The 12,476-nt window shown below is 71.1% G+C and carries 8 protein-coding genes; 5 read left to right on the top strand and 3 right to left on the bottom strand.

Annotated features, from left to right (window positions below; all coding sequences use genetic code 11):
* Nucleotides 1-28 precede the first annotated feature (28 nt).
* Nucleotides 29-1,480 (bottom strand): peptidoglycan-binding domain-containing protein, encoded by a 1,452-nt coding sequence (locus WMF44_RS46350; protein ID WP_437296446.1) that lies wholly within the window; start codon nt 1,478-1,480, stop codon nt 29-31.
* A gap of 492 nt (nt 1,481-1,972) precedes the next feature.
* Nucleotides 1,973-3,616: an ATP-binding protein gene (locus WMF44_RS46345; RefSeq protein ID WP_437296445.1), complete on the bottom strand. Its 1,644-nt coding sequence runs from the start codon at nt 3,614-3,616 to the stop codon at nt 1,973-1,975.
* A gap of 264 nt (nt 3,617-3,880) precedes the next feature.
* On the opposite strand from WMF44_RS46345, the gene WMF44_RS46340 reads away from it, so the two are divergent.
* The 5 genes from WMF44_RS46340 (at nt 3,881) to WMF44_RS46320 (ending at nt 11,707) form a co-directional block, all read left to right on the top strand.
* Complete coding sequence (locus tag WMF44_RS46340) at nt 3,881-4,471, top strand: Uma2 family endonuclease (RefSeq protein WP_437296444.1); 591 nt, start codon at nt 3,881-3,883, stop codon at nt 4,469-4,471.
* A gap of 209 nt (nt 4,472-4,680) precedes the next feature.
* On the top strand, nt 4,681-6,393 hold the full coding sequence (locus WMF44_RS46335; protein WP_437296443.1) for an endo-1,4-beta-xylanase: 1,713 nt from the start codon (nt 4,681-4,683) through the stop codon (nt 6,391-6,393).
* 112 nt (nt 6,394-6,505) lie between these two features.
* On the top strand, nt 6,506-7,270 hold the full coding sequence (locus tag WMF44_RS46330) for an ABC transporter ATP-binding protein (RefSeq protein ID WP_437296442.1): 765 nt from the start codon (nt 6,506-6,508) through the stop codon (nt 7,268-7,270).
* Nucleotides 7,271-9,391: an FtsX-like permease family protein gene (locus WMF44_RS46325; RefSeq protein ID WP_437296441.1), complete on the top strand. Its 2,121-nt coding sequence runs from the start codon at nt 7,271-7,273 to the stop codon at nt 9,389-9,391.
* 534 nt (nt 9,392-9,925) lie between these two features.
* A complete protein-coding gene (locus tag WMF44_RS46320; protein ID WP_437296440.1) occupies nt 9,926-11,707 on the top strand; it encodes a right-handed parallel beta-helix repeat-containing protein in 1,782 nt (593 codons plus the stop codon).
* A 30-nt stretch (nt 11,708-11,737) separates the two neighbouring features.
* On the opposite strand, the gene WMF44_RS46315 is transcribed toward WMF44_RS46320, so the two are convergent.
* Entirely contained in the window at nt 11,738-12,454 is a 717-nt protein-coding gene (locus WMF44_RS46315) for an RNA polymerase sigma factor (RefSeq protein ID WP_437296439.1), read from the bottom strand.
* Nucleotides 12,455-12,476 lie beyond the last annotated feature (22 nt).

Raw genomic sequence — 12,476 nt, 5'->3', positions numbered from 1 at the left:
GCCCGCGGCGCTCCCCTCCCCGCGAGGTTCACCCCCTGATGCTCGCGCCGTGGATATGCGCGGCGAGATCGGCGTACTTCATTCGAAACCGCCCGCACCCCTCCGGCAGCGGCGCGCGGGGCGGGATCCCCTGGCAGCTGTCCGAACCCGCAGGGTTGCGCAGGATCACCGACGCAGGCGCGCCGTCCGCCCCACGCTCGATCTTCTCGCCCGCGACCCAGTGATAACCACCTTCCCATTTCAGAAGAATCGGCACCTTCTCCCCGCGCCCCAGGGCCCCGGCGACATCGTCAGCGACGGACGCGCCGCTGCGCAGCAGCGCCGACACGCTCGTGTAGCTGCCGCCCATGAGGTCCTGGAACAGGCTCGTGAAATTGCCGAGCGGGACGCGCGAGTCGCCCCTCAGAGCAGCCCAGAACGTGTCGTTGTCCTCGGGGTTGTCGTAGTCGAAGATCCAGCTCATCAGGGTCGCGTGGTTCATGAGCGCGGACTGGAACAGCCGGTCGATGTCGATGCGGCCCGAGGCGTCGCGCGAGATCGCGTTGCGCGGCATCCTGAGCACGCGGCCGGAGCGGAGCGTCACCTCGCCCGCCTCCCGCGTGATCCCGTCGAGGAGCCGCGTGAACTCGGCCGGATCGGCGCGCAGCAGGACGTACTCCATCGTCCCCGCGCCGCAGGTGCCGTGGCGCGCCCCCTGCTTGACGCGCAGCGGGTTGTCCACGTGCCGGATCGCCTGCGCGAGCACGAGGTGCGGATCGATGCCGCCCTCGAGCACGAGCCTGCCGTCGCGCCGGACGCCCGCCATGGTCGCGAGGTTTGGCAGGAGCGCCCCCGCGTGCAGCCGGCCCGCGGCGAGCAGCCTGTCGAGCGCGGCCAGCGCGCGCGCGTCGCCCCGTAGCGCGCGCCGGACCTCGTCGAGGCGCGCGCTCCGCTCGGCGGCGAGCGCGCCAGCAGCGGCGGTCGCGGGCCTGTCGCCGACGGAGTCCACGGCGGGCGGCGGCGTGTCCGGGTCCGGCTCGGCCCCGGGCACGACCCGCGGGAGCCCCTTCGCGTCCGTGAAATAGCCCTGATCGTGGCGCGAGGCCGCGGCCGACGCCTGGACCGCGGACGGCTTGCGGCCGAGCGCCGCCACCTCCTCCGGGCTGAGCCCCGCGGCCCTGGCCAGGGCCTCCTCGAGCGGCTGCGCACGCCGGGCCCCGAGGCGCCTGTCGAGGGCGGCGATCGTCGCGGCGTCGACGATGCCCGTCTGCGGCAGGCCCTCCCCGGCTTGCAGCGCGACGATGGCGGCGTGCGTCTTCGGCCCGAACGAGCCGTCGGCCTTCATCGCCTCGCCGATCGCGCCGAGCGCCTCTTGCAGGGCGCGCACGCCGTCGCCGTGCGCTCCCTGCGCGAGCGTCGCCGCGCCCGCCGCGACCGCTCTCAACACCTCGTTCGACGCGAGCTCGGGGGCGCCGAGCCCTGTGTTCCCGTTGTCCCCCATGGGTCCCCTCCTGCGATCACCAGGCGCGCTGGGTTCGTCCCAGGATACAGCAGCGCCTGGCCGTCCCGGTGCTCATGCCGGCGGCGCGCGGCAGCCCGACGGCTGTCGGCGAGGTGCGACGGGGGCGTGGGTACCAGGAACCGAGACATCCTGGCCCAGAAACAAGACAAAACCCGCTGAAATATAGAAAAACATCTCAGCTATCCGGGTAAAATCAGGCCACATCCAGAGAATCCGCTCTCGCACCTAGACTGTCGAGAGCCACATCAAGAGAATCGGCTCTCACAACCAGACGATTGAGAGCCACATCCAGAGAATTGACTCAAAGAACCAGATCAACTCGTCCTTGATCCAGAGAAATCGCTCAGGAATCGAGCTAAACGGACCGGCCCGCTTGTGCTCGCTCGGCGGAGACGCGCCCCGGCTCGATCTCCGAGAGCCGGCGCAGCTGGTTGCCTGTTCAACGCGGCCGATGGCGACGAGCAGAACGCCTCACGTCCAGCCCTGGGCCGGCCGCGCGTCCGCTGGCAGCCGCATCGTGAACGTCGTGCCGCGACCGGGAGCGCTGTCCACATGGACGCTCCCGCCGTGGGCTTCGGCGCAGGCGCGTACCAGCATCAGACCGAGGCCCCATCCGTGCGCGCGGTGCTCGCCTGCGGCGCGCATGAACGGATCGAACAGCGTCTCTTGCGCCTCCGGCGGGATCGGCGCGCCCTCGTTGTGCACGCTCATCTCGACCCCGTCCCGCAGCTTCGCGATGGCGACGGCGATCGGCGCGTCGTTCGCGCCGTACTTCAGCGCGTTCGAGATCAGGTTCCAGAGCGCGCGTCGCAGCTCCGAGGCACCCCAGATCCCTCGGACACCCTCGTCTGCATGCAGCACGATGCGGCCAGGGTGATCGGCCGCGATCTCGTCGACGAGCTCGCGGCCGAGCTCGCTCAGGTTGCACTCCTCCAGCGTGACCGAGAGACGCCGGCCGGCGTGAATCCGATCGGCGTCGAGCAGATCGGTCACCATGCGATCCGCCCGATCCAGGTTGCGGACGACGACCTCGACCCGCTTCGCGACGACGGGCCCGCCCGCGTCCGGCTGCGCGGCGAGCAGCGTCGCAGCCATCCTCGCTGCCGACAGCGGACCGCGGAGATCGTGCGCCAGGACCGAGACGAACTGGTTTCGCAGCTCGCGCGCGGCGCGCACGGCACCGAGCTGATCGAGCAGCTCCGTGTAGAGTCTGGCGTTATCGAGGTGGAGCGCGAGCCGCTCGCCGACCGCCGCGATGCGCCGCGTCTCACGGGCGGTGAACGTCCGCTTTTCACGGAGGCCGATGTACACGACACCCATGAGAGAACGCTGCGGCGGAAGACGGATGCCGAGCAGCGAATGGATGCCGCTGTGCCGGAGTCTATCCGGCACGTCGAGCAACGTGGTCCCCACGTCGCGCATCGACATCGCATAGTCCTGCAAGGCGACGGCGCCTGCGAAGGACGATGCGTCGACGGCTCGCACGTACTCGACGAGCGGCTCATCGGCCAGGCCCACCGAGGCGACCATCTCCAGCTTCCCGGTCCTGATGTCGTGCAACAGCAGCGCAGCCGTATCGGCGTCCATCGACTCCATGACGACCTCGAGGACCTTCCTCAAGCGCACCGACGACAGGGGCGCCTCTCCGCCGAAAGGCTGCAAGAACGGGTCATGGAGCAGCCGCAGGTAGCGCTTCTCGGTTTGCTCGTCCTCCAGGAGGTGTTGCCGGAACGCTCGCGCTATGAACACGGAACGGGCGTGGATCTCGGCGAAGAGGCGATCGATCTCCTCCAGGCTCGGCTGCTCTTCGGCGGCTGCGATGGCCCAGGTGCGCACGATCGCACGCCCGAGGACGGCGAACTCCTCCAGCGCCTCCTCGAGGCTGAAGCCAGCACGCAAGCGGGAGGACAGATGGCTCTCGATGAGCTCGTCTCGCTCGCGGCGCACTTCCTCCCCGTCCCATCCGCGCGCGAGCGTCCGCACGTACTTGGGCATCATGTTCGTCAGCTCGGGGCTCGCCAGCCCCCGCGCCGCCGCTGTCCTGTTCGCTTCGCTGGCCCACGCTTCGACGATCTCTGATGCGCGCGCCGCGATGATCTGTTTGATCGTCCGCATCGACCCCCTCACATCCTTGTCGAGATGATCCTTAAGAGGCTCGGCGGGGCTCCTGCCAGTGCGCGTCACCGAGGCGCCGGATCACGCCACCCGAGCGCTTGGACGCATTCCCAGATCTCCCGGTGAGCGAAACCCGCACGCACTCGGGCTCGCCCTGGTGATCGCGGTCGTAGCCCTGCCCCGGTCACCCCCCGAGCGGCGCGCCGAGCTGGCCCTGTTTCTCACCGCCTTGCCTCACCGCCCGCTCACGGGCAGGCTTCGCCCATGGGCCAGCCCGCCGAGAAGCAGCGCCGCGCCACGTACGCCGACCTCGGCGCCGTCCCGCCGAACAAGGTGGCGGAGCTCGTCCGCGGCACCCTGCACGTGTTCCCCCGGCCGGCGCCTCGACACGCGAGCGCCGAGAGCGCGCTGCAGGGGGAGCTCTTCGGGCCCTTCCAGCGGGGACGGGGTGGCCCAGGTGGCTGGCGCATCCTTGTCGAGCCCGAGCTCCACTTCCCCGATCCGGACGCGCCGGGGGAGGTCGACGTGCTCGTGCCCGACCTCGCCGGCTGGCGGATCGAGCGCATGCCCGAGCTACCCAAGACGGCCTATTTCGCGCTCGCTCCCGACTGGATCTGCGAGGTGCTGAGCGCATCCACGGAGAACGTCGACCGCGACGAGAAGATGCCTATCTACGCGCGCGAGGGCGTGCGGTATGCGTGGCTGGTCGACCCGATCGCGCGGACCCTCGAGGCCTACGTGCTCGACGCGGATCGTCGCTGGGGACCCGCGGCCGTCTACCGCGACGCCGCGCGCGTTCGCGTCGTGCCGTTCGATGCCATCGAGCTCGACCTGTCCGTGCTCTGGGCGGAGTAGCAGGCTGCTGCCCGTGAGCGCCCGGCCATCGCCATGGGCACGGCCAATTCTGTTATCCTGCGCGCCCCTCGCCCGGTCCGGGCGGGGCGAAAGCCCAGGACGCGCCAATGACCCATCCGCTCCGCGACATCGTGCTCCCTGACATCCGGCCAGGCTTCCAGAACAAAGAGCGTGAACGTCCCGCGAGACTCGGCGCTTCGCCGCTTGCTGTGAGCTTGGTGGCATGCCTCCTGACGGCGGGGGTTGCGTGCGGAGAGAACGAGCCCGCTCCGCCTGCATCCGGGCAGGGCGGCGCTGGCGGAACCGGCGCGCAGGGCGGTGCGGGTGGAACCGGCGGCCAGGGTGGCGCCGGCGGCGACGGCGGTGCTGGCGGAACCGGCGGCGACGCCGGCGCTGGTGGAACTGGCGGCGACGCCGGCGCTGGTGGAGCCGGTGGCCAAGGTGGAACCGGCGGTGACGGCGGCGCCGGCGGAACCGGCGGCGACGAGCTCGGAGAGCTGCGCAAAGCCGCCGCCGCCGCCGGCAAGCTCCTGGGCGCCGCGGTGGACGCGAGCGCGCTGCGGGACGAGCCGCTGTATCGGGAGATCCTCGCCCGCGAATTCGACTACGTCACCGCAGAGAACGCCATGAAGTGGGGTCCGCTCGCGCCGGCCGCCGACAGCTACGCCTGGGCGGACGCCGACGAGATCGTCGCGTTCGCCGAGGAGCACGAGCAGGCCATCAAGGGCCACACCTTCGTCTGGCACCAGCAGACCCCGTCCTGGCTCAGCGAGGACATGAGCGCGGACGATCTAAGGGCCGCCTTGAAGAGCCACATCGAGACGACCCTGGCCCGCTACCGTGGACGGATCCGGGCCTGGGATGTCGTCAATGAAGCCGTGGATACCAACAGCGGCTCCAGGTACACAGAGAGCATCTTCTGGCGGAAGCTCGGGCCCAGCTACATCGAGGACGCGTTCCGCTGGGCGCGCGCCGCCGATCCCGACGTCCTGCTCTTCTACAACGAGGTGGGCATCGAGCGCATCGGGCCCAAATCGGACTTCACCTACGAGATGATACGAGATCTCCTGGCCAGAGGCGTGCCCATCGACGGCATCGGCTTCCAGTCGCACGTCTCGATTCATCGTTATCCGGCGGAGAGCAACCTCCGCGCGAACATCCGCCGATTCGCGGACCTGGGCTTGAAGGTCAACATCAGCGAGCTCGACGCCCGCACCCTGCTGTTGCCCGGCACGCGCGACAGCCGCTGGCAGGCGCAGCGCGTGGCCTTTCAGGAGATCGTGGGCGCCTGCGTGGCCGAGCCCGGCTGCGAGGCGGTGACGTTCTGGGGCTTCACCGACAAGCACTCCTGGATCAACGACGACGGCGACCCCGACGACGCGCTCTTGTACGACCGAGAGTATGCGGCCAAGCCGGCCTACGAAGGCACGCTGGACGGGCTGCGCGGTCTGCGCTCCGTCGTGGGGGACAATGCCCTCGAGAACGGGGACTTCGCGAGCGGCGACGCAAGCTGGGCGGCGACGGGCGGGGAGCTCAGCGTGGGCGCCGCGAGCGAGCGCGAAGGTGCCGCGGCCTGCGTGAGCGGACGGACCGAGACGAGCCACGGGCTCCGCCAGGAAGCCCTGGTGGAGCCGCTCTCCGCAGGGGGCCCTTTCACGTTCTCCAGCTGGGTACGTGTGGGCGGCGCCAGCGGCCAGACCGTCAATGCCGCCCTGACGATCACCGAGGAAGGGCAAGCGCCGCGAGACCTCTCGCTCGCCACCATCGTGGCCGCCGACGGGCGCTGGATCGAGCTCGCGGGCAACTTCGGCCTCGGCTTCAACGCGGCGCCTGTCAGCATCGAGCTCAAGCTCTACGGGCCATCGGCGGACGTGGAGCTGTGCGCGGCCGACGTGAAGATCCAGCCCCTGTCCGCGCGCTGACCCAAGTGTCGGTGAAAATGTCGTCTCCGTGAGCGGAGAGACACGCATCGTCGAACCCCCTGACGGTATCATCCACGCGATAATTTCGACGAGCCCGGCACCGCGCACGCCCATGAGCACCCCCTCGACCCCTGCCTCCGACGAGGCCGTCCTCCGCGTCCGCAACCTCCACAAGTCCCACGCGCTCGGCGCGACGCCCATCGAGGTGCTCCGCGGCGTCGACCTCGACATCCACGCCGGCGAGATGTGCGCGATCATGGGCCCCTCCGGCGTCGGCAAGAGCACGCTGCTCTCGTGCGTCGCGGGCCTCGAGTCGCCCGATCGCGGCGAGATCCGCGTGCTCGGCGAGGACATGGCCGCCCTCGACGAGCACGGGCGGACCCTCCTGCGCCGCCGCCGCGTCGGCATCGTCTACCAGTTCTTCAACCTCGTCCCGACCCTCACCGGCTACGAGAACATCGTCCTGCCCTACCTCATCGACGGCGCCGCCCCCGACCACGACGCCGCGTCGCGCATGCTCGATCGCGTCGGCATGCGCGCCCGCGCCGAGCACCTGCCGTCGCAGATGTCCGGCGGCGAGATGCAGCTCATCTCCATCGCCCGCGCCCTCGTCCGCCGCCCCGCGCTCGTGCTCGCCGACGAGCCGACCGGCAACGTCAACATCGCGACCGGCCGCCGCATCATGGCGCTGCTCGCCGACGCCCTCCGCGACGCCGGCAGCGCCATGCTCCTCGTCACGCACAACGCCGAGGACGCCGCCCGCGCCCACCGCGTCGTCTTCATGCGCGACGGCCTGCTCCTGCACGACGCCGCCCTCGCGGGCCCCGCCGTCACCTCGGCCGCCGTCCACGATCGGCTGAAAGAGCTCGGCATCTGAATGCTCCTCCTCCTCCGCGCCCTCTTCCAGCCGCTCGTCCGGATCCTCGCCCTGCGCAACCTGCGCGCCGACCGCTTCGGCGCCATGGCGGCCGTGCTCGGCGTCGCCCTCGGCACGGCCACCGTCAACGTCGTCCTCATCCTCGACGTCGGGACACGCGCCGTCGAGGCGAGGAGCGCCGTCACCAACCCCGACCTCCCCGTCTTCACCGACCAGACCATCACCCTGCGCGGCCTCCGCCCCGACGGGCAGCCCATCGACGCGGAGGACGCCCAGGAGGAGACCCACGAGGACTACGAGATCATGCGGTCCGCGATCCGCCTCGGCTCGCTCTCCGCGTTCCTCGTCGGCGCCCTCATCGTGTTCTTCACCTTCAACGTCGCCGTCGAGCGCCGCCGCCGCGAGATCGCCCTCTTGCGCAGCGCCGGCGCGCTGCCGCCGCAGGTCGCGGCGGTCTTCGTCCTCGAGGCCCTGCTGCTCGGCGTCGGCGGCGCCGCGCTCGGCCTGCTCGGGTCGATCCCGCTCGCGTACCTCGCCGCGAAGGCGGGCATCACGACGACGGGCCGTTCGCGCATCCCGCTCAACGCCATCGTCCTGCCCTGGAGCGCGATGCTGCTCGTCTGCGGCACCGGCGCCCTGACCGCGCTGCTCGGCGTCCTGCGCCCGGTCCGCGACGCGCTCCGCCTCGACATCGCGCGCGCCCTGCGACCGCGCTTCGTCGAGGGCGGGGCCGAGCAGCGGCGGCGCATGCGCGGCGTCACGCTGCTCGCGCTGCCGTTCATGGTGCTCGTCTACGGCCTTTTGCGCCCGTTCTTCCAGGAGTCCGTCCCGCTGTTCGCCTTCTTCGTCCTCGAGGCGGGCCTCGCGTGCGCGGCGTTCCTCGCCGCCATCGTCTTCGTCCCGGACCTCGTCGCGCGCCTCGGCGCGCTCGCCGTCCGCCTCGCGCCGCGCCGCTGGGCCGCCGAGCGCCTGCTCTTGCGGCGCCGGGTCGAGCACAGCGGCCACGAGCTCGCCTGGAGCGTCGGCGGCGTGATGATGGTGTTCGCCCTCCTGCTCGCGCTGCACATCGCCACGGCGGCGCTCAAGCAGGAGGTCACGGCCTGGGCCGGCCGCGCCCTCGCGCCCTACGCGTTCCTCTACCCGGACGAGCCGCTCGGCCACGCCGAGCGCCTGCTGCCGCGGTTGCCCGAGCGCCTCGTCGCGGCGCGCTTCTCGAGCCGCACCCCGTGGCCCAACGTCGCCTACGCCGTCCCCGCCGACGAGCTCCTCGCGCTCGCCGAGGCCACGGGCCGCGCCGAGTCGATCGCGCTCGCCCGCCGCTTCGGCCCGGGCAAGGCGCTCGTCTCCACGATGATGGCCCGCCGCTTCGGCGTCGGCCCCGGCGACCAGCTCGAGGTGGGCGGCCGCGCCGGCACGCGCCGCCTCGAGGTCGTCGGCATCACCGACGAGCTCGGCTACGTCCACGCGGCCGGCGCGTACCGCAACCTGCGCACGTACGCGGTCATCGACGCGTCCGACTTCCCGGTCATCTCCCCGTACGCGACCGCGATCGGCCACACGATCGCCCTCGCCGATCCCCGGACCGGCGCCGCGGCGGCGCGCGGCGGCTCGGCGACGCCGCCCTGGGACGAGCTCCTCGCCGACGCGCCGCGCGCGCGCGACGTCCGGATGCAGACGGGGGTCGAGATCGAGGCCATCCGCCGGAAGGCGACGGGGCGCGACTTCGTGATCTTCGACATGATCCTCGGCTTCACGACCGTGCTCGCGGCGATCGGCGTCGCGAACCAGATGGTCCTGGCGCTGCACGCGCGGCGCCGGGAGCTCGCGCTGCACCGCGTGCTCGGCATGACGGCGGGGCAGGTCCGCCGGATGGTCCTGATGGAGGGCGCGCTGGTGGGCGCGCTGGGCGGCGCGCTGGCCGTGCTGCTCGGGATCCCGCTGGGCTCCGCGGCGCTCGGCGCGCTGCGCACGGTGTCGACCTTCGAGGTCGAGTTCCATATCCCGCCGGAGTACGGCCTGTTCACGGCGCTCGGCGCGACCGCGGTGGCGCTCTTCGCGTCGCTCTATCCCGCGCGGAGCGCGGGGCGGAGCAACGCGGCGGAGTCGGTCCACTACGAGTGACCACGAGCAGGAGCGCGCGCCCGTCCTTCACGAAACTCGCCCGGCCGTCGCGGGCTCTTCTCCCCCGATCGCCCTCGGCGTGCCGCCTCGAAGCGCTCGGACGCGGCGCTTGCGCAGAGGCGTTCAGCATGACAAGCCACGTTGCATATCGTGGGCGCGACCACATTCCCGCGGGCATGTGCGGCGGTGCCTCCGGCGCGTTCAGCGCGACGGGCAACTCGCTCTCGAAAGTAACTGTCACGGACAGCCTCGCTAGCCGTTGACGGCGAGCCAGCGTGCTCAGCGTCCCTGGCGTTGACGCGCCTCCCCGCGCTCGCCGGGACGGGCGGCCGCACCGCGCGCGGCGCGCCCGCTCATGAAATCGCTCAGGCCGGACACGGAGCGCGGGACATCGGTGAGCTCGCGTCGCGGCGACCCCGGAGAGGGTGACTCTCTCCCTGGCACAGCGGTGCTCCGCTCGACTTCCGCGCTCGCTCCTTGCCCCTGGTGGTGATTGACATCGACGGATCGACCCTCGTCCGTGAGGAGGTATGTGTGTTATTGGACCAGCGGTTTTTGCAGATCTGGATCGGAGCCCTGCTCGCGCTCGCCTCCGCTCCAGCCGGAGCGACGCAGCCCCCGGCCAGCACCGCCCGCTCCGAGGCGGGCTGGGGATATCACCCTCCTCCGGAGGAGCGCGCGGTGTCCTCCCAGGGTTTCTGCAGCCTCGATCTGCCCTACACCGAGCCGCCCTTCCTGGCAGACCAGACGACCGGCGTCGCCTGCCCCGGTTACGCCACGCAATCGCCGATCTGCACGGGGCCTTTCTGCCCCGCCAACGGCGTTTGCCCGGGGACGAGGGCGCTGCACGAGGACCTGAATGCTTGCCAGGGGGCGGCCTGCTGCCTGCCAGGCTCCGTCGACCCGGACGGCGTGGTCAACGCCCTGCCCTACCTGGCGAGGCCGGCGGAATGGCCCTTCTCCGCGGACGCATCCGTCGACCGCAGCACGAACGTCGACGACAGCCCGGGCATCGCGACGGCCATCGAGTGCGCGGCGTCGCTGAGCGCCAGCAGGCGCACCGTGGCTTTCGCTGCCGGGCGTTACGTGCTGCGCACCCCGCTGCGGCCACACCATGACGCGCTCACCCTGGAGGGGCCGGAGCTGTCTCCCGAGGCCAGCCCTGGCGATCCCCGGACCGCGACCCTCGTGGCGATCCCCTGCAATCCGGAGCAGTACCCCGGGGCCATCCAGGTCACCAGGGTCGTCAAGCCGGACGGGACCACCATCAGCGCGGTCCGGGGGCTCTGGATCCGCAACCTGCAGATCACGGCCACGGAGGGGCCACGCAGGACGGCGAACAGCGGCATCCAGCTGAACACCTGCTCGGACTGCAAGGTGGAGAACGTCATCGTGCGCTACTCGCCCCTCGTTCCCCAGCTCCCTTCCTGCAAGCCGAGCAACCTGGAGGGCATCAGCTTCACCTGGGGCTCCGGGGGCGTCATCCGGAACGTGCTCGTGGATGGCTTCTCGAAGAGCGGCATCTACCTGTCCTCCATCGCCGGGTACCACGACACGCCGCCCATCCTCGTGGAGAACTGCGAGATCAGGAACATCGACGGCCCGGTCGGCGCCAGCGGGATCAAGATCGTCACCGCCAACGTGACCGTGCGAAACTGCCATGTCCACCACAACATGATCCATCCCAGCGACGGCTCCACCACGGTCAGCGGCGGGCATGGCCTCTGGATCTCCACCCAGATCTCCCCTGGGCCCGGGATCCCGAGCCCGGCGCCGTACAACGTCGTGGTCAAGGACAGCTACTTTCATCACAACGGCGGCTCCGGCGTCGTGCTCGCGAGCCCCATCGAGGACGAACGTCCGAAGGGGATCCTGATCAAGAGGGTCAAGTTCGCTTACAACGGGGGCCATGGCGTCCACGTGCAGGCTGGCGCCGGCGTGGAGTTCTCGGACGTCTGGTCCTGGGGAAATGCGCTCTACGGCGTGCTCCTGAGCTCGCGGACGACGCTGCCCGCGACCTCGGTCCGGGTGGAGGACGTGACCCTGGAGAACCTGCTCGTCTTCGACAACGCCCTGCGCTTCACGTCGGGCTCCTTTCCCGGCATCAGGATAGAGGCCAGCGACGTCACGATCCGCGGCGGCACGGTGGCTCGCTGCGAGCCCTGGCGCGGGATGCAGTCGCGATCCATCCAGCAGCAATGCTGGCTGTCGGGGCCGGCCGGCGCGCAGGTGCTCTTTCCTCCGGAAGAGAACGCCATCTCGGGCGTGAGCACCTACGGCACGAGCGCGCCGGAAGTGCTGGCGTGCCCTTATTGACGAGCGGCGGGGGGCGCGCGCTGCGCCGGCTCACCTCCCCCGCCTGCGCCGCCGGGGGGCCGGCCGGCGGCGCGTCGTCGCCTCGGCGGCGAACGGCCTGTCGCCGAGGCGCAGCGCGCTCCGCTGCTCCGAGTCGAGCCGCTTCACCGCCGCCCGGAAGTCCTCCCGGGCCAGCCGTAGCCGGTTCTGCCCCGTGTTCTCGTTGATCTGGAGCTCCCGGGCGATGTCCACGACCGGGATGTCCAGCATGTCGTGCATCACCAGCATGACCCGCCGCTGCGGGTCGAGGCTGGCGAGCAGCGCGTCGATCACCTCGGCCCGCTCCATCGCCTCCAGCCGCTGCTGCAGACGGGGCCGGCTGTCGGCGCCCGGGGAGATCGCGATGAGCCGCAGGCCGTCCGGGATCTCGCGGCGCCGATAGGCCCGGTCGCGGTAGTGGCTGACCTGCCGCCACGCGATCCCGTAGAGCCACCGGTAGAGCGAGTCCCAGACCCGCCGCGGCTGCCCCTCCCCGATCCACGGGAGCACCTCGCTGAGCGGCACCGGCTCGTGGTCCTCGTCCTCGAAGTCGTCCTCGAAGAAGTCGTCCTCGTCGCGCCGCCCCTGCAACGCGCGCAGCAGGCGGCTCGCGTCGAAGGTCTCCAGATTCCGGTAAGCGGCGAGGAGGACGTCGTGCAGCACGTCCTCGCGATCGTTCGCCCCCACGCCAAACCCCTGGAGCAGCCCGCGAAGGAAGGGAACGCCCACCTCGTGCACAACAGCGAAGCTG

Source organism: Sorangium sp. So ce426 (assembly GCF_051475585.1).
Classification (GTDB): domain Bacteria; phylum Myxococcota_A; class Polyangia; order Polyangiales; family Polyangiaceae; genus Sorangium; species Sorangium cellulosum_B.
Note: the sequence above shows the minus strand (reverse complement) of the source record. Positions and strands in the feature narration are given on the sequence as shown.

Bases quoted from the DNA above. Each gene is read 5' to 3' on its own strand.
- WMF44_RS46350 (WP_437296446.1), bottom strand. From the start codon at position 1,480: ATGGGGGACAACGGGAACACAGGGCTCGGCGCCCCCGAGCTCGCGTCG.
- WMF44_RS46345 (WP_437296445.1), bottom strand. From the start codon at position 3,616: ATGCGGACGATCAAACAGATCATCGCGGCGCGCGCATCAGAGATCGTC.
- WMF44_RS46340 (WP_437296444.1), top strand. From the start codon at position 3,881: ATGGGCCAGCCCGCCGAGAAGCAGCGCCGCGCCACGTACGCCGACCTC.
- WMF44_RS46330 (WP_437296442.1), top strand. From the start codon at position 6,506: ATGAGCACCCCCTCGACCCCTGCCTCCGACGAGGCCGTCCTCCGCGTC.
- WMF44_RS46325 (WP_437296441.1), top strand. From the start codon at position 7,271: ATGCTCCTCCTCCTCCGCGCCCTCTTCCAGCCGCTCGTCCGGATCCTC.